Raw genomic sequence first — 17282 nt, 5'->3', positions numbered from 1 at the left:
TATGAGTGCCCTGCCTTCCCGCTCCCCCCTGGGCCTGGTCGCCAGTGCTCTGCTGCTCCTGCTCGGCCTGGCCTATCCCTTCGCCGTCTACTTCGGCCTGCAGCACCTCTCGCCGCGCCTGTTCGCCGCCGGCCTCGGCGCCCTCTGGGGCCTGCGCCTGCTGCAACCCGGCCTCAACGGCCTGCAGCGCGGCACCGCCCTGGTCGCCCTGGGCTTCTGCCTGCTGCTGGCCCTGAGCGACGCCGCCGTGCTGCTGCGCTGGTATCCGGTGCTGCTCAGCCTCTTCCTGCTGGCAGTATTCGGCCTGAGCCTGCTGCGCGGCCAGCCGCTGATCGAGCGCCTGGCGCGGCTGCGCGAGCCCGAGCTGCCACCCCGTGCGATGCGCTACACCCGCCGGGTGACCCAGGTCTGGTGCCTGTTCTTTCTGTTCAATGCGCTCACCGCCGCCGCCCTGGCGCTCTGGGCGCCGCTGGCCTGGTGGACCCTCTATACCGGCGTCATCGCCTATGGCCTGATGGGCCTGCTGTTCGCCGGTGAATGGCTGGTCCGCCAGCGCGTGCGGAGGCTGTCATGACGTTCACCCCTCTCGCCGACCTGCTGGGCGCCGCGAGCCCGCTGGATGCGGCCCTCAAGCAGCGCGCCCTGAGCCTGGCGGCGGCCTTCCAGGCCAGTGGCCTCAAGCGCCTGGCGCTGCATCTGGACGATGCCGAGGACCTGGCCTGCGCCCTGCTCGGTGCCTGGCGCGCCGGCATCGAGGTGATCCTGCCGGCCGACGTCCAGCCCGCCACCCGTGCTCGACTGATGCCTAGACTCGATGCCTGGCTCGACGATCTTGCCGGCTGGACGGCCGCCGAGCCCCTGGCGCCCGCCGCGCTCGACCTCCAGGCACCGCTGCTGACCCTGAGCACCTCGGGCTCCAGTGGCGAACCCAAACTGATCGCCAAGCAGCTGTTCCAGCTGGCCAACGAGGTCGCTGCCCTGGAGCGGCTGTGGGGTGGCTCTCTCGGCGACGCGACCTTCCTTGGCAGCGTCTCCACCCAGCACATCTATGGCCTGCTGTTTCGCGTGCTCTGGCCGCTCTGCGCCGGTCGCCCCTTCGCCCGCCAGGCGCTGCCCTTCACCGAGGAACTGCAGCGCGAGACCGCCGCCCTGCTGCGCGAAGGTCGCCGTGTGGTGTGGATCAGCAGCCCGGCGCTGCTCAAGCGCCTGGGCGAGAACCTCGACGACGCCATCCTCGCTCAGGTGGTACGGGTGTTTTCCTCTGGCGGCGTGCTGCCGGAAGCGGCGGCGACGGCCTGCCAGGTCCGTTTCGGCCAGTACCCCACCGAGGTCTATGGCAGCTCCGAGACCGGCGGCATCGCCTGGCGCCAGGGCCCGCAGCCCTGGCAGGCCTTCGCCGACCTGAAGCTGGGCCAGGACGCTGACGGCGCCCTCTGGCTGACCTCGCCCTATCTGCCCCAGGGCGTGCGCGAGCAGACCATGGACGGCGTCCGCCTGCTGGATGACGGTCGCTTCGAACTGCTCGGGCGCCTGGATCGCATCGTCAAACTGGAAGAGAAGCGCATCGCCTTGCCGGCACTGGAAGCGCGCCTGCTCGACCATCCCGCCGTCGCCGACGTCCGCCTGGGCGTGGTGCAGCAGGGTCGCGCCCTGCTCGGCGCCCTGGTCGCCCTGAGCGAACACGGCCTGCACCAGCTGCGCAATGGCGGTCGCCGCGCCCTGGTGGCCGAGTTGCGCGAACACCTGGTCGGCCATTGCGAGGCCATCGCCCTGCCACGCCGCTGGCGCCTGCTGCTGGCGCTGCCCTACAGCGCCCAGGGCAAGCTGGCCCAGGCCGAAGTAGAACGCCTGCTGGCCCAGCCACGGCCAGTGGAGATCGAACCGCTCGACGTCGAGCGGACCGCGGACGGCTGGCGGCTGGAGCTGGAAGTCGCCCCGGACCTGGCGTTCTTTTCCGGCCACTTCCCCACGGCGCCGGTGGTGCCCGGGGTGGTGCAGGTCGGCTGGGCCCAGCGCCTGGCCCGCCAGCACCTGGATCTGCCCGCGGACTTCGCCGGGATGGAGGTGCTGAAATTCCAGCAGCTGCTGCGCCCCGGTGACCGGGTGACCCTGACCTTCCACTTCGACGCCACCCGCAGCAAGCTGCACTTCGCCTTTCGCCAGGGCACCGCGGCCTGCTCTTCCGGGCGCATCCTGCTCAAGGAGGCGCAGCCATGAGCTTTCGGGCCTGCGCGGTGATCCCGGTGTTCGACCATGAGCACGCCCTGCCGCTGGTGGTCCAGGCGCTGCGCCAGCGCGCCCTGCCCTGCGTGCTGGTGGACGACGCCTCCAGCCCCGCCTGCGCCCAGGTGATGGACGAGCTGGCGACCCAGCCCGACGTCCATCTGCTGCGCCTGCCGGTCAACCAGGGCAAGGGCGGCGCGGTGATGGCCGGACTCGCCGAGGCGCAGCGGCTGGGCTTCAGCCATGCCCTGCAGGTGGACGCCGACGGCCAGCACGACCTGGCCGACGTGGCCGCCTTTCTCGCCGAGGCCCAGGCCTATCCCGAGGCGCTGATCTGCGGCTATCCGCAATTCGACGACTCGGTGCCCAGGGGTCGGCTCTATGCCCGCTACCTCACCCATGTCTGGGTGTGGATCAACAGCCTGTCGCTGGCGATCCGCGACAGCATGTGCGGCTTTCGCGTCTATCCGCTGGCGCCGACCCTGGCGGTGATCCGCGCCGGCGGCCTGGGCAAGCGCATGGATTTCGACCCGGAGATCCTGGTGCGCCTGGCCTGGCGCGAGCAGCCCATGCGCTGGCGGCCGACCCGGGTGCACTATCCGCTGGATGGCCGGTCGCACTTTCGCCTCTGGCAGGACAACGTGCTGATCTCGCGCATGCACACCCGGCTGTTCTTCGGCATGCTGCTGCGCGCGCCGCGCCTGCTCTGGCGCCGGGTGCGCGCGTGAGCGGCCACTGGGCGCAGCAGCGCGAGCGTGGCAGCCCCCTGCTGATGCGCCTCACCGCCTGGCTGGCACGGCACCTGGGCCGCCGCGCCATCGCCCCGCTGCTGCGGCTGATCGTGCTGTACTTCTTCCTGTTCGGCGCCCGCGCCCGCCGTGGCATCCGCGACTACCAGCAGCGCCTGGCCCGCTGGAGCGGTCGTCCCGACCTGCAGCCCAGCTGGCGCAGCGGCTACGCCCAGTTCATGGCCTTCGCCGAAGCCCTGCTGGACAAGCTCGATGCCTGGAACGGCCGTCTCGGCCTGGATCAGGTGCAACTGCACGATCCGGATCAGGTGCACAGCCGCATGCACGCGCCGCGCGGCGAGATCCTGGTCACCGCCCACCTGGGCAACCTCGAAGTCTGTCGCGCCCTGGCCCAGCTGGGGCGGCGGGTGCGCCTCAATGTGCTGGTGCACACCCGCCATGCCGAAGCCTTCAATCGCCTGCTGGAGGAAGCCGGCGCCAGTGATCTGCGGCTGATCCAGGTCAGCGAGCTGGACCCGGCGGTGATGCTGCAGCTCAGCGAGCGCCTGGAGCGCGGCGAATGGCTGGCCATCGCCGGTGACCGGGTGCCGCTGCACGGCGGCCGGACCGTCGAGGTGGATTTCCTCGGCGCCCCGGCGCCCTTCCCCCAGGGCCCCTGGCTGCTGGCGCACCTGCTGCGCTGCCCGACCAACCTGCTGTTCTGCCTGCGCGAAGCCGACGGCTACCACCTCTACCTGGAAGACTTCGCCCCGGCCCCGGCCTGGCGTCGCCAGGAGCGCGCCGCCGGCATCCAGGGCCTGGCCCAGGCCTATGCCGAGCGCCTTGCCGCCCATTGCCTCAAGGCGCCGCGGCAGTGGTTCAACTTCTACCCCTTCTGGAGTCGCGATGAACGCTAGTGTTCGCTTTGGTAGCCAAGCCCTCGCCATCGAAGACCTGGTCGCCCTGGCCGAGGGCCGGGCCCAGGCCGAATTGCAGGACGACGCCGCCTTTCGCGACGGCATCGCCCGCGGTGCCCGCTTCGTCGAGTCGCTGCTGGCCCGCGAGGGCTCGGTCTACGGCATCACCACCGGCTATGGCGACTCCTGCGTGGTCGCCGTGCCCCTGGCCCAGGTCGAGGCGCTGCCGCGTCAGCTCTATACCTTCCACGGCTGCGGCCTGGGTCGCCATCTGGATGCGGCGGCGACCCGCGCGGTACTGGCAGCGCGGCTGCAGTCGCTGTGCCAGGGCGTCTCCGGGGTGCGCGTCGAGTTGCTCGAACGCCTCACCGCCTTCCTGCGCGAAGACATCCTGCCGCTGATCCCCGAAGAGGGTTCGGTGGGCGCCAGCGGCGATCTCACCCCGCTGTCCTATGTGGCCGCCGCCCTCTGCGGCGAGCGCCAGGTGCTCTGGCGCAATGAGCTACGGGAAGCGGCGGACGTCCATGCCGAGCTGGGCTGGACGCCGCTGGTGCTCAGACCCAAGGAAGCCCTGGCGCTGATGAACGGCACCGCGGTGATGACCGGCCTGGCCTGCCTGGCCTTCTCCCGCGCCGAGTACCTGCTGCGCCTGGCAACCCGCATCACCGCGCTCAATGTGGTGGCCCTGGCCGGCAACCCCGAGCACTTCGACCAGCGCCTGTTCGCCGCCAAGCCCCATCCGGGCCAGGGCCAGGTGGCCGCCTGGCTGCGCGCGGATCTGGCCGCAGAGGGTCCGGCCGCGCCCCTGCACCGCCTGCAGGACAGATATTCGCTGCGCTGCGCGCCCCATGTGCTGGGGGTACTGGCCGACAGCCTGCCCTGGCTGCGCCAGTTCATCGAGACCGAACTCAACAGCGCCAACGACAATCCGCTGATCGACGCCGAAGACGAGCGGGTGCTGCACGGCGGCCACTTCTATGGCGGCCATATCGCCTGCGCCATGGACAGTCTCAAGACCCTGGTGGCCAACGTCGCCGACCTGCTCGACCGCCAGCTCGCTCTCTTGGTGGATGCGCGCTATAACCACGGCCTGCCGGGCAATCTCTCCGGCGCCCCGGCCGCGCGGGCCATGCTCAACCATGGTTTCAAGGCGGTGCAGATCGGCGCCAGCGCCTGGACCGCCGAGGCGCTCAAGGGCACCCTGCCGGCCAGCGTCTTCTCCCGTTCCACCGAATGCCACAACCAGGACAAGGTCAGCATGGGCACCATCGCCGCCCGCGATGCCCTGCGCGTGCTGGAGCTCACCGAGCAGGTGGCCGCCGCCACCCTGCTGGCCGCCCAGCAGGGCGTCTGGCTCAGGTGCGAGCAGGGCGGGCAACCGCCCGCACCCCTGGCCGCCATGCACCGCGCGCTGGGCGAGACCTTCCCGCCGCTGATCGAAGACCGTGCCCTGGAAGCCGAATTGCGCCAGACCCTGACCCTGATTCGCGCCCGCCACTGGAGGCTCTATGCGTAAGACCGGTGCCCTGCAGGTCGAGGTGGAGATGCAGATCCCCTTCTTCGACGTCGACATGATGGAAATCGCCTGGCACGGCCATTATGTGAAGTACCTGGAGGTGGCGCGCTGCGCGCTGCTCGACCGCCTTGACCATAACTACCTGCAGATGCGCGACTCCGGCTATGGCTGGCCGGTGATCGACCTGCAGATCCGCTACATCCGCCCCCTGCTGTTTCAGCAGCGCGTGCGGGTAAAGGCCGATCTGGTGGAGTGGGAGAACCGCCTCAAGCTTAACTACCTGATCAGCGATGCCGCCACCGGCGAGCGCCTGACCCGCGCCAGCACCGTGCAGGTCGCCGTGGACCTGGCCAGCCGCGAGATGCAGCTGGCCTCGCCCAGGGTCTTCATCGACGCCGTGGAGAGGGCCCTGGCATGCGCACGCTGATCGCTCTGCTATTCATCCTGGCCGCGCCCCTGGCCCAGGCCTTCGATCTCGACGACCTGGCCGCCCAGCTGGCGCGCCCCGCGGCGGTCGCGGGCAGCTTCGTCCAGCAGCGCTATCTGCGCGCCCTGCCGCAGCCGCTGACCAGCAGCGGTCACTTCACCCTGGCCCGCGGCCTGGGCCTGCTCTGGCGGCTGGAAAAGCCGCTGGCGCAGACCTATCGCATCACCCCCGGGGCCATCGCCAAGCAGACGCCGACGGGCTGGACGCCCCTGCCCGGCAGCGACCTGGCCGCGCGCCAGAGCGCACTGTTCCTGGCCGTGCTCGGCGGTGATCGCAGCGGCCTGGAACGCGGCTTCGAGCTGGCCCTGACCGGCGACGCCAACCACTGGCAGCTGCGCCTGACGCCGCGCGGCGCCCTGCTCAAGCAGGTGTTCGACGGCATCCTCATCCAGGGCGGCGCCCTGGTCGAACAGGTGGAGATCCGCGAGACCCAGGGCGACCGCAGCCTGCTCAAGCTGGACGGCCAGCCTGGCGACACCCTGAGCGCCGAGCAGCGCGCGGTCTTCCAGTGACCCGGCTGCAGCGCCCCTTCCTGCTGTTCCTGCTCGCCCTGCTGGCGCTCAGCGCCTGGCAGTGGCGGCAGGGTCCGCCGGTGGCCGCCGACCTGCTGGCGCTGCTGCCCCAGGGCGCCGGTGATGCCCTCACCCTGCAGGCCGAGGCGCGCATGACCGAGCCGCTCAATCGCGAGGTCCTGCTGCTGGTCGGCCATCCCCAGCGCGAGCGACTGCCGGCCCTGACCGAGCGCCTGGGCCAGGCCTGGTCGCGAGAGCCGCTGTTCGAGAAGGTGCAGTGGCAACTCACGCCGGACCTGCCCGGTCTGCGCCAGCAACTCCTGGCCAGTCGCCTGGCGTTGGCACCAGGGCCGGCGCGCGACGAGTTGCTCAAGACGCCCAACAGCTATCTACAGGCCCGCGCCGCGGCCCTCTTTGATCCCTTCGCCGGCGCCGGCGCCCTGCCCCTGGAGCAGGACTGGTTCGGCCTCGGCCTGCTGCTGCAGCGCCAGCTCACCCCGGCGAGCAAGGTGCAATTCGACGCCGGCAGCGGCCTGCTGCTGACCCAGGGCGACGACCTGACCTGGGCCCTGATCCGCGCACGTACCCGCGCCGATGCCTTCGACTTCGATGCCCCGCCCCGGGTGGAAGCCCTGATCGAGGCCGCCCGCCGTGAGGTGGTCGCGGAGGGCGGTCAGCTACTCGCCGCCAGCGGCCTGAGATACGCCGCCGCCGGCCAGGCCACCGCCAGTCGCGAGATGTCGCTGATCGGCGGCCTGGCCACCCTTGGCACCCTGGCCCTGCTGCTGGGGCTGTTCCGCCGCTGGCGGGTACTGCTCAGCCTGCTGGCGGTGGGCGTGGCGCTCCTGGCCGGCAGCGCCGCCTGCGTGCTGCTGTTCGGCCAGATCAACGCCCTCACCCTGATCCTCGGTGCCAGCCTGACCGGGGTGGCCGCCGACTATCCGCTGCACTACCTGAGCAAGAGCTGGAAGGGCGGCCCCTGGAATGCCACGGCCATCCTGCGCGAGACGCTGCCGGGATTGTCCCTGAGCCTGGCGACCAATCTGCTGGGCTACCTGGCGCTGGCCTGCACGCCCTTTCCGGCGCTGACCCAGGTGGCGGCGTTTTCCGCCGCCGGCCTGATCGGCGCCTACCTCACCACCGTCTGCCTCTTGCCGGCCTGGTGGCAGCGTCTGGACCTGGCACCGCCCGCCGCGCCGCTGCGGCTGATGCAGCGCCTGCTCGACCTGCGGCTGCGCCTGCTGGCGCGTACCGGCAGCCTGCCGCTGCTGCTGGCGCTGCTGGCCTTTTGCGGCGCGGGCGTCTGGCAACTGCACCTGCAGAACGATCTGCGCCTCTGGCTTGGCCAAGACCCGGCCCTGACCCGCGAAGCCCAGGCCATCGCCCGCCTTACCGGGCTGCAACCCACCAGCCAGTTCTTCCTGGTGCGCGGGGCGGATGCCGATGAGGTGCTGCGCCGCCAGGCCGCCCTGGGGCAGCGCCTGGATAGCCTGGTCAGTCAGGGTCAGCTGCAGGGCTATCGCGCCCTCAGTGGTCTGGTCGCCCCTGCCGCAGCCCAGGCCGAATTGCGCCAGGCCCTGGCCGGTTGGGGCGAGCGCCTGCAACCCCTGCTGGCGGTAGGCATACCGGCCGAGGCGCTGGACGCCGAACTCAAGCTATTGCAGCAGCTACCCGACCTGAGTCTCGACCAGGCCCTGGCCGGCCCGCTGGGCGAGCCCTGGCGACCGCTCTGGCTGGGCCGCACGGCCGACGGCAACGCAGCCGGCCTGGTCAGCCTGCAAGGGCTGGGCAACGCCCAGGTGCTGCAGACGGTGGCCGAGGGTTTGCCCGGGGTGCAGCTGGTGGATCGCCTCGGCGAATTGCGCGGACTGTTCCTTCATACCCAGCGCCTGGCGGTGGAACTCAAGCTGCTGGCCTCGGGGGCCATCTTCCTCCTACTGCTCTGGGCCTTCGGTCGCCGCGCGGCGCTACGCATCGTCTGCCTGCCGCTCCTGGCGGCCCTCGCGGCCCTGGCCTGCCTGGGCTGGCTGGGCCAGCCGCTGACCCTGTTCAGCCTCTTCGCCCTGCTGCTCATCACCGCCATCGGCGTGGACTACGCCATCCTCATGCACGAGGCCATCGGCGGCGCGGCGGTCAGTCTGCTCGGCGGCCTGCTGTCCGGCGTCGGCAGCTGGCTGTCGTTCGGTCTGCTGATGCTCAGCAGCACCCCGGCCATCGCCAACTTCGGCCTGGCCATCAGCCTGGGGCTGGTATTCAGCTTCCTGCTGGCGCCTTGGGCTTCGCCCCCCGTCTCCCACGAAAAGGACCTTCGTCATGGTTGAACATCACCCCCTGGTCGTCATCGGTGCCGGCCCGGCCGGCGCCGTGGTCGCCGCCCTGCTCAAGCGTCGCGGCCATCCGGTGCTGGTGCTGGAAGCCCAGCACTTTCCGCGCTTTTCCATCGGCGAGAGCCTGCTCTCCCACAGCCTGGACTTCGTCGAGGAAGCCGGGATGCTGCCGGCGGTCGAGGCCGCCGGTTTCCAGACCAAGGTCGGCGCCGCCTTCGCCTGGGGCGAGCGCTACACCGACTTCGACTTTCGCGACACTTATAGCGGTGGCCGCAGCACCTTCCAGGTCCAGCGCGGCCCCTTCGACAAGATCCTCGCCGATGACGCCGCGCGCCAGGGCGTGGCGATCCGCTACGGCCAGCGGGTGACCGCCGTGACCCTGGGCGAAGGCGGTGAAAGGACCCGGATCGAGGTGCTGGGCGACGACGGCCAGGCCTATGCGCTGACCACCGACTTCCTGCTCGACGCTAGCGGCTACGGGCGGGTGCTGCCACGCCTGCTGGACCTGGAAGCCCCTTCGGACTTCCCGGTGCGTCGCGCCCTCTTCACCCATGTCGAGGATCGCATCGACGATCCCGGCTTCGACCGCGAACGCATCCTCATCACCACCCATCCGACCCTGCGCGACGTCTGGTTCTGGACCATTCCGTTCAGCGATGGCCGCACCTCGCTCGGGGTGGTGGCCGCCGCCGAGCGCTATGCCGGACGCGCCCCCGATCTCGCCACCTGTCTGCGCGACTGGGTGGCCGAGACCCCGAGCCTGGCCCGGGTGCTGCACAATGCGGTCTGGGATACCCCGGTGCGCGAACTGGGCGGCTATGCGGCCAACGTCAAGCGCCTGCACGGCCCTGGCTTCGCCCTGCTGGGCAACGCCGCCGAATTCCTCGATCCGGTGTTTTCCTCGGGCGTCACCATCGCCCTGCGCTCGGCCAGCCTGGCCGCGCCGCTGGTGGATCGCCAGCTGCGTGGCGAGGCGGTGGACTGGGAGGGCGAATTCGCCCGACCGCTCAAGGCGGGCGTCGATACGTTCCGTGCCTATGTGGAGGGCTGGTACGATGGCAGCTTCCAGGACGTCATCTATTTCGAGAACGCCGATCCCGAGATCCGCCGCATGATCTGCGCCATTCTCGCCGGCTACGCCTGGGACCTTCGCAACCCCTTCGTCAAGGAGCCCAAGCGGCGCCTGCGCCTGCTTGTCGAGCTCTGCCAGCTGAATTCGGCCCATCCTGCATGACCCTGCCCCGTCCGTTCGTCTTCGCGCTGGCCTGCCTGCTGCTGCTCGCCGCCTGCGCCAGCCAGCCGCCACTGCCCAGCAATCCGCCCCCGCTGGCGCGCGCCCTCGTCTACCAGGTGGAGCGTCAGACCGCCGAGGGCAATGACGCCCTGCTGCTGGCCATCCAGCCGGAAGGTCAGGCCCTGCGCTTTTCGCTGTTCGATCCCCTGGGCGTGCCCCAGGCGCGCCAGCGGCTGCTCGACGGCGCCTGGCACGCCGACGGCCTGCTGCCGCCCAATCCCCGGGCGCGCACCTTCTTCAGCGTGCTGCTGTTCGCCCTGACCCCGACCGACCAGTTGCCGCGGGCCTATGCCGCGGGCGACTGGCACAGGGACGCCGAAGGCAGTCGCCGCCTCAAGGACTGGCAGGTGCGCTACCCTGCTACCGAGCGCCTGGAGCTGGAGGCGCCGGACGGGTCGCGCTATCGCCTGACCCTGCTGCCGGAGTCCGCGCCTTGAGCGCCTACCTGAACGCCCTGGGGCTGCTCTGCGCCCTGGGCCAGGGCAAGGCCGAGGTGGCGCGCGGTCTGTTCGCCGGCGACACGGCGGGCATGCAGCCCACCCCGGGCTGGATTCCCGCGCGCCAGCCACCGGTGGGCACCGTCAGCGCCCCGCTGCCGGCCTGGCCAGCGGCCTGGACGCCCTATTTCAGTCGCAACAACCAGCTCCTGCTGGCGGCCCTGGCCGAGATCGAGCCCCAGGTGCGCCAGTCCATCGAGCGCCATGGCCCCGCCCGCATCGGCGTGGTGCTGGGCACCAGCACCTCGGGCATTCACGAGGCCAGCCAGGGCATCGCCGTGCACCAGCGCAGCGGCCAGCTGCCCGAGGGCTATCAGTACGCCCAGCAGGAACTGGTGGCGCCGGCGGATTTCCTTGCCCGCTACCTGGGCCTGAGCGGCCCCTGCTACGGCCTGTCCACCGCCTGCACCAGCAGCGCCCGTGCCCTGCTCAGCGCCCGTCGGCTGCTGGTCCAGGGCCATTGCGATGCCGTGCTCTGCGGCGGCGTCGACAGCCTCTGCGGCCTGACCCTGAACGGCTTCGCCGCCCTCGAAGCGGTCAGCGAGTCGCTGTGCAATCCCTTCTCGGTCAATCGCTGCGGCATCAACATCGGCGAGGGCGCGGCGCTGTTCCTGCTGACCCGCGAGCCCGGCCCCATCGCCCTGCTCGGCGGCGGCGCCAGCTCCGATGCCCACCATATCTCCGCCCCCGATCCCAGCGGCCGCGGCGCCGTCCAGGCCATGCAGGCGGCCCTGCGCGCCAGCGGTCTGCAGCCGGGCGACATCGGTTATCTCAACCTGCACGGCACCGCCACGCCACACAACGACGCCATGGAAAGCCACGCCACCCATGAGGTATTCCCGGCCGGGGTGCCCTGCTCCTCGACCAAACCGCTGACCGGCCATACCCTCGGCGCCGCCGGCGCCCTGGAAGCCGCCTTCGCCTGGCTGACCCTGGACCCGCACCTCAACCCCGCCGGCCAGCTGCCGCCGCAGCGCTGGGACGGCCAGGCCGATCCGGCTCTGCCAGGGCTGGCGCTGACCTCGGGCGACAGCCGCCTGGACGGTCGTCGCCACGCCATGAGCAACAGCTTCGCCTTTGGCGGCAGCAACGTCAGCCTCATCCTGGGAGCCACGCCATGATCCCCTGGACCCTCGCCGAGCTGGTGCCCCACGCCGGCGACATGCTGCTGATCGAGGAGATCCTCGCCTGCGACGATCAGGGCATCGAGACCCGCCTGGTGGTGCGTTGCGGCCTCTTCACCGACGCCGACGGCGCCCTGCCGGCCTGGATCGGCGTGGAGCTGATGGCCCAGAGCGTGGCCGCCTTCGCTGGCTGCCAGGCGCGCCGTCGTGGCGAGGCCCCGGCCCTGGGTTTCCTGCTCGGCACCCGCCAGTTCGCCTGCGACGTGCCGGCCTTTCCCGCCGGTGGCGAATTGCGCATCCGCGCCCAGCCGGCGCTGGAAAACGACGATGGCATGGCCATCTTCGACTGCCACCTGCAGGGCCCTGGCTGCCAGGCCAGCGCCCGACTGAACGTCTATCGTCCGCCCCGGGCGGATCTGTACCTAGAGGAGCCCGCGCCATGAGCGTCGCCCCCGCCCCGGTCCTGGTGACCGGTTCCAGCCGCGGCCTGGGCCGCGCCATCGCCCTGCGCCTGGCCGCCGCCGGGCACGACCTGGTGCTGCACTGCCGCAGCCGCCGCGAGGAAGCCGACGCGGTACGCGCCGAGGTCGAGGCCCTGGGCCGCACGGCCCGGGTGCTGCAATTCGACGTCGGCGACCGCGCCGCCTGCGCCGCCATCCTGGAGGCCGACACCGAGGCCCACGGCGGCTACTACGGGGTGGTCTGCAACGCCGGCCTGACCCGCGACGGCGCCTTTCCGGCGCTGACCGGGGAAGACTGGGACGTGGTCCTGCGCACCAATCTCGACGGTTTCTACAATGTCCTGCACCCGGTGGTCATGCCGATGATCCGCCGCCGCGCGCCAGGGCGCATCGTCTGCATCACCTCGGTCTCCGGACTGATCGGCAATCGCGGCCAGGTCAACTACAGCGCCTCCAAGGCGGGGCTGATCGGTGCCGCCAAGGCCCTGGCCGTGGAGCTGGCCAAGCGCAGGATCACCGTCAACTGCGTGGCCCCGGGGCTGATCGACACCGAGATTCTCGATGAGCACGTACCGGTGGACAAGATCCTCGAAATGATTCCCGCCGGGCGCATGGGCACCCCCGAGGAGGTGGCCCACGCCGTGGCCTTCCTGCTCGCCCCCGAAGCCGGCTACATCACCCGCCAGGTGCTGGCGGTCAACGGAGGACTGTGCTGATGAACGGCCGCCGCGTCGTGATCACCGGGATGGCCGGCGTCACCGCCCTGGGCAGTGACTGGCCGACCATCCGCGACCATTTTCTCGCCGGCCACAGCGGCATCCGCCGCATGGACGCCTGGGATCGCTACACCGAGATGAACACCCGCCTGGGTGGACCCATCGTCGACTTCCAGGTGCCCGGCCACTGGACGCGCAAGCAACTGCGCAGCATGGGCCGCGTCTCCCAGCTGGCGGTGGCCGCCGGCGAGCGCGCCCTGGCCGATGCCGGGCTGCTGGACGACGCCCGCATCACCGACGGCCGCATGGGCGTGGCCTGCGGTTCCTCCACCGGCAGCACCGACGACATCAAGGCGCTGGCCAACATGCTGCTCAGCGACGCCGCGGTGGGCCTCAATGCCAACACCTATGTGCGCATGATGCCGCACACGGCGGCCGCCAACCTGAGTCTGTTCTTTGGCCTCAAGGGCCGGCTGATCCCCACCTCCAGCGCCTGCACCAGCGGCAGCCAGGGCATCGGCTACGCCTACGAGGCCATCAAGTTCGGCCGTCTGCCGCTGATGCTGGCGGGCGGCGCCGAAGAACTCTGCCCCAGCGAGGCCATGGTCTTCGACACCCTCTATGCCACCAGCCTGCGCAACGACGCCCCCCACACCTCGCCGCGTCCCTACGACCGCGGACGCGACGGCCTGGTGATCGGCGAAGGCGCCGGCATCCTGGTGCTGGAAGAGCTGGAGCACGCCCTGGCGCGCGGCGCGCACATCCACGCCGAGATCGTCGGCTTCGGCAGCAACGCCGACGGCCAGCATTCCACCCGCCCCGAGCAGGCCACCATGCAGCGCGCCATGGAGCTGGCCCTGGAAGACGCCGGGCTGAGGCCGGAGGCCATCGGCTACGTCAACGGTCACGGCACCGCCACCGAACAGGGCGACATCGCCGAGACCCGCGCCACCCAGGCGCTGTTCGGCGCCCGCATGCCCATCAGCTCGCAGAAGAGCTACCTGGGCCATACCCTCGGTGCCTGCGGCGCCCTGGAATCCTGGTTCAGCATCGCCATGATGAACGAGGAGCTGTTCGTGCCGACGCTCAACCTCGATGACCTGGACCCCCAGTGCGGCGAGCTGGACTATCTGCGTGACGGACCGCGGACCCTGCGTACCGATCACGTGATGAACAACAATTTCGCCTTTGGCGGGGTCAACACCTCGCTGATCTTCCGTCGCTGGTCCTGATGGCCATAGCCCGAGGTACTCCCATGTTGCGTCGCCTGCTGCTCGTCTCCGCGCTGCTGTTCCTGGCGGCCTGCACCCGCGCGCCCCTGGTGACGCCCCAGGAGGTCTTTCCCGCCGACCGCACGGAGAACGCCGCCGATGTCCGCCGCGCCATCGTCGACACCCTCGAACGCCGTGGCTGGAGCGTCGGCCAGGAGAGCCCCGGCCTGGTGGTCGCCAGCATCGTGGTGCGCGATCGCCACCAGGCCTGGGTCGATATCCCCTACAGCACCAAGGGCTACCAGATCCGCTACCGCGACAGCGCCGGCCTCGACTACGACGGCGAACGCATCCATCGCAACTACAACAAATGGGTCCAGCTGCTCGACGCCGACATCCGCCGGCAATTGCAGTTGCCCGCCCCCGCAGCCGACGCGGAATGACCGCCCGTGGCCTGCGCGATAGCGCAGAACGCCGCTCTCCAGGCTGACGGCGCGGACGTTCTGGGTTAAACAGTCATCCCCACCACCACAAGGAAGTCGCCATGCGTACCCTAGCCTCCACCCTCGCCCTTACCCTGAGCCTCGCCACCCTGCTGCCCAGCGCCGCCCAGGCCCGCGACACCACCCTGCAACTGCCCTTCGCCGAAGTCGTCCAGGAAGCCCTGGCCGCCAAGCGTCTGGATGGCAGCGTGAAGTTCTACCTGGCCGGCAACCCGGTGCCGGGCAAGGCCACGGTGGTCAACTCCAGCATCACCACCAACCAGAAGACCAACGCCTTCAACAAGACCGACGAGGTCGCCTGCCGCTGGGTGCTGCAATCGGCGCTGATCCGCCTGCAGGAGGCGGCCAAGGCCGCCGGTGCCAATGCGGTCACCGACATCACCAGCTACTACAAGAAGAACGAGTGGAGCGATCCCACCCGCTACGAGTGCCACGCCGGCGCCCTCATGGCCGGTGTCGCCCTCAAGGGCAAGCTGGTCATCCTCAAGTAGCTCGGAACGGCGGTGCGGCCGGGTGGGTCTTTCTAGAGACCTACCTAGAGGCCGCCGCCATGCCCACGTTTCGCGTCCACTACCGCAAGGACGGCGAGTCCCGCCAGCTCGACCTCGAGCATCCGCAGGCCAGTCTCGCCCCGCACGAAGCCGCCCTGGCGGTGCTGGAACAGCTGCGCGCCGACGCCGAGAACAGCCTGGCGCTGCCGCCCGCCGATGCCCCCGCCGCGGCCATCCTGCGCCAGGCGGAGGTGCATGGACTGACGGATATCCAAGTGGAGCCGCTGGCTTCGTAGGTTGGTGTCGAGCGTCTGGCGCGTGGTCATCCTCACCCAACCCTCTCCCGCAGGGAGAAGGGGCGGTTGGGCTCCGCAGCGCGTAGCGCGGAAAACCGCGCAGCGTTTTCCACTTTTTGCGCCAAATACCAATCGCGGCCATGGGCCGCTCCTACAGGCTTGATCGTAGGAGCGGCCCATGGCCGCGATCAATTGCGCTTACCCGTAGCGTGGAAAACGGCGCAGCCTTTTCCACAGACGAGCTGCGGTGCCAACGGTGGATAAGGCTGCGCCGTTATCCACCCTACCCGTAGCTTGGCGCTGGGCGCCGCAAAGTCCAGCAGGTGGCACCTTCCGGTATGGGGCTACCCTCACCCCAGCCCTCTCCCCGAGGGAGAGGGGGCGGTCTGGTCCAGCGTGGGCTTGTGGGCGCATCGCGACCATGGCAGTTCGCCGCTGCGGCCGCTCCTACAACAGCGTCATTCCCTGTAGGAGCGGCCCATGGCCGCGATCATCACCGTAGCGTGGAAAACGGCGCAGCCTTTTCCACTGAGGGGCTCCGGTGCCAATAGTGGACAAGGCATCCTACCCGTAGGTTGGCGCTGAGCACAGCTAAGCCCAACGGGCAGGAGCCGCGGTGTCTGGCCGCCCTCACCCCAGCCCTCTCCCAGAGGGAGAGGGGGCGGTTGAACTCTGTAGCGTGGAAAACGGCGCAGCCTTTTCCACTAACGGGCTCCAGTACCAAGGGTGGATAAGGCTACGCCGTTATCCACGCTACCCGTATGCCCCTGTAGGTTGGCGCTGAGCCTGGCGAAGCCCAACACCGCCAGATCTCAGCCCAGGAACAACCGGTACGCCGGATTCTCGGTCTCGTCCCAGTAGCGATAGCCGATGGCATCCAGCGTCGCCAGCAGCTCCGGCCGTTCGGCCTGGCTGGCTTCCAGCCCGGCGAACACCCGGCCGTCCGCCGCGCCGTGGTTGCGGTAGTGGAACATGCTGATGTTCCAGCGTCCGCCCAGCTTTTCGAGGAAGTCGAACAGCGCGCCCGGTCGCTCGGGGAATTCGAAGCGGAACACCTGCTCCTGGCCCACCCGCGCGGCATGACCGCCCACGGTGTGGCGGATATGCAGCTTGGCCAGTTCATTGTCGGTCAGGTCCAGCACCGGGAAACCCTGGTCGCGCAGCCCCTGCAGCAGCGCCTCGCGCGGATCGCGCTGCGGATGGGTCTGGACGCCGACGAAGATATGGGCCTCTTCGCCAGTATGGTAGCGGTAGTTGAATTCGGTGATCTGCCGCCGGCCCAGGGCTTCGCAGAAGGCCCGGAAGCTGCCCGGCCGCTCGGGGATGGTCACGGCGATGATGGCTTCGCGCTGCTCGCCCAGTTCGGCGCGTTCGGCCACGTGCCGCAGCCGGTCGAAGTTGATGTTGGCACCGGAATCGATGGCCACCAGCACCTGGCCGCCGGAGCCCGCGCGCTCGGCGTACTTCTTGATCCCGGCCACGCCCAGGGCGCCCGAGGGCTCGGTGATGGAGCGGGTGTCGTCGTAGATGTCCTTAATCGCCGCGCAGATCTCGTCCGAGCTGACGGTAATGACTTCATCGACATAACGCCGGCAGATCTCGAAGGTATGGTGGCCGATCTGGGCCACGGCCACGCCATCGGCGAACAGTCCTACCCGCGGCAAGACCACTCGCTCACCCGCCGCCATGGCCTGCTGCAGGCAGTTGGAGTCGTCCGGTTCGACGCCGATGACCCTGATCTCGGGCCGCAGGTATTTCACATAGGCGGCGATACCGGCGATCAGGCCACCCCCGCCCACGGGGACGAAGATGGCGTCGAGCCGCCCCGGATGCTGGCGCAGGATCTCCATGGCCACGGTGCCCTGGCCGGCGATGACGTCCGGATCGTCATAGGGCGGCACGAAGGTGTAGCCCTGCTCCTCGACCAGGCGCAGCGCCTCGGCCAGGGCCTCGGGAAAGGCGTCGCCGTGCAGCACCAC

18 protein-coding genes are annotated in these 17282 nt (G+C 70.1%); 17 read left to right on the top strand and 1 reads right to left on the bottom strand.

Annotated elements, in window-relative coordinates:
* Position 1 precedes the first annotated feature (1 nt).
* The 17 genes from PVZ72_RS16170 (at position 2) to PVZ72_RS16090 (ending at position 15303) form a co-directional block, all read left to right on the top strand.
* Positions 2-574, top strand: coding sequence for a hypothetical protein (locus tag PVZ72_RS16170; RefSeq protein ID WP_187981077.1), 573 nt, complete (start codon positions 2-4; stop codon positions 572-574).
* A complete protein-coding gene (locus PVZ72_RS16165; RefSeq protein ID WP_187981076.1) occupies positions 571-2217 on the top strand; it encodes an AMP-binding protein in 1647 nt (548 codons plus the stop codon). Before PVZ72_RS16170 ends, PVZ72_RS16165 begins: the two co-directional genes overlap by 4 nt.
* The gene (locus PVZ72_RS16160; RefSeq protein ID WP_187981075.1) at positions 2214-2951 is read left to right on the top strand and encodes a glycosyltransferase family 2 protein; all 738 of its coding nucleotides are present in this window, start codon (positions 2214-2216) and stop codon (positions 2949-2951) included. Before PVZ72_RS16165 ends, PVZ72_RS16160 begins: the two co-directional genes overlap by 4 nt.
* Positions 2948-3868, top strand: coding sequence for an LpxL/LpxP family acyltransferase (locus tag PVZ72_RS16155; RefSeq protein WP_187981074.1), 921 nt, complete (start codon positions 2948-2950; stop codon positions 3866-3868). Before PVZ72_RS16160 ends, PVZ72_RS16155 begins: the two co-directional genes overlap by 4 nt.
* Positions 3858-5384: an HAL/PAL/TAL family ammonia-lyase gene (locus tag PVZ72_RS16150; protein ID WP_187981073.1), complete on the top strand. Its 1527-nt coding sequence runs from the start codon at positions 3858-3860 to the stop codon at positions 5382-5384. Before PVZ72_RS16155 ends, PVZ72_RS16150 begins: the two co-directional genes overlap by 11 nt.
* A complete protein-coding gene (locus tag PVZ72_RS16145) occupies positions 5377-5811 on the top strand; it encodes an acyl-CoA thioesterase (RefSeq protein WP_187981072.1) in 435 nt (144 codons plus the stop codon). The genes PVZ72_RS16150 and PVZ72_RS16145 overlap by 8 nt, the downstream gene beginning before the upstream one ends.
* Positions 5799-6383: an outer membrane lipoprotein carrier protein LolA gene (locus tag PVZ72_RS16140; protein WP_187981071.1), complete on the top strand. Its 585-nt coding sequence runs from the start codon at positions 5799-5801 to the stop codon at positions 6381-6383. Before PVZ72_RS16145 ends, PVZ72_RS16140 begins: the two co-directional genes overlap by 13 nt.
* The gene (locus tag PVZ72_RS16135) at positions 6380-8704 is read left to right on the top strand and encodes an MMPL family transporter (protein ID WP_187981070.1); all 2325 of its coding nucleotides are present in this window, start codon (positions 6380-6382) and stop codon (positions 8702-8704) included. Before PVZ72_RS16140 ends, PVZ72_RS16135 begins: the two co-directional genes overlap by 4 nt.
* A complete protein-coding gene (locus PVZ72_RS16130) occupies positions 8697-9944 on the top strand; it encodes an NAD(P)/FAD-dependent oxidoreductase (RefSeq protein ID WP_093257486.1) in 1248 nt (415 codons plus the stop codon). Before PVZ72_RS16135 ends, PVZ72_RS16130 begins: the two co-directional genes overlap by 8 nt.
* Complete coding sequence (locus tag PVZ72_RS16125) at positions 9941-10441, top strand: hypothetical protein (protein WP_273862463.1); 501 nt, start codon at positions 9941-9943, stop codon at positions 10439-10441. Before PVZ72_RS16130 ends, PVZ72_RS16125 begins: the two co-directional genes overlap by 4 nt.
* Positions 10438-11622, top strand: coding sequence for a beta-ketoacyl-[acyl-carrier-protein] synthase family protein (locus PVZ72_RS16120; RefSeq protein WP_273862462.1), 1185 nt, complete (start codon positions 10438-10440; stop codon positions 11620-11622). The genes PVZ72_RS16125 and PVZ72_RS16120 overlap by 4 nt, the downstream gene beginning before the upstream one ends.
* Complete coding sequence (locus PVZ72_RS16115) at positions 11619-12068, top strand: ApeP family dehydratase (RefSeq protein WP_273862461.1); 450 nt, start codon at positions 11619-11621, stop codon at positions 12066-12068. Before PVZ72_RS16120 ends, PVZ72_RS16115 begins: the two co-directional genes overlap by 4 nt.
* On the top strand, positions 12065-12802 hold the full coding sequence (fabG, locus tag PVZ72_RS16110) for a 3-oxoacyl-ACP reductase FabG (protein ID WP_273862460.1): 738 nt from the start codon (positions 12065-12067) through the stop codon (positions 12800-12802). Before PVZ72_RS16115 ends, fabG begins: the two co-directional genes overlap by 4 nt.
* Positions 12802-14034: a beta-ketoacyl-ACP synthase gene (locus PVZ72_RS16105; protein ID WP_273862459.1), complete on the top strand. Its 1233-nt coding sequence runs from the start codon at positions 12802-12804 to the stop codon at positions 14032-14034. Before fabG ends, PVZ72_RS16105 begins: the two co-directional genes overlap by 1 nt.
* Before the next feature lie 23 nt (positions 14035-14057).
* The gene (locus PVZ72_RS16100) at positions 14058-14456 is read left to right on the top strand and encodes a hypothetical protein (protein ID WP_133862242.1); all 399 of its coding nucleotides are present in this window, start codon (positions 14058-14060) and stop codon (positions 14454-14456) included.
* 101 nt (positions 14457-14557) lie between these two features.
* Positions 14558-15007 carry an excinuclease gene (locus PVZ72_RS16095; protein WP_158894320.1) on the top strand — a complete coding sequence of 150 codons (450 nt, stop codon included), beginning with the start codon at positions 14558-14560 and terminating at the stop codon, positions 15005-15007.
* A 59-nt stretch (positions 15008-15066) separates the two neighbouring features.
* Positions 15067-15303 carry a hypothetical protein gene (locus PVZ72_RS16090; RefSeq protein ID WP_133862244.1) on the top strand — a complete coding sequence of 79 codons (237 nt, stop codon included), beginning with the start codon at positions 15067-15069 and terminating at the stop codon, positions 15301-15303.
* Positions 15304-16115: 812 nt separating this feature from the next.
* Here PVZ72_RS16090 and ilvA read toward each other — a convergent pair.
* On the bottom strand, positions 16116-17282 hold a 1167-nt coding region (gene ilvA, locus PVZ72_RS16085; protein ID WP_273862458.1), incomplete at its 5' end, for a threonine ammonia-lyase, biosynthetic.

This window comes from Pseudomonas sp. LA5 (genome assembly GCF_028640825.1).
In the GTDB taxonomy this organism is placed as follows: domain Bacteria; phylum Pseudomonadota; class Gammaproteobacteria; order Pseudomonadales; family Pseudomonadaceae; genus Chryseomonas; species Chryseomonas aestiva.
Note: the sequence above shows the minus strand (reverse complement) of the source record. Positions and strands in the feature narration are given on the sequence as shown.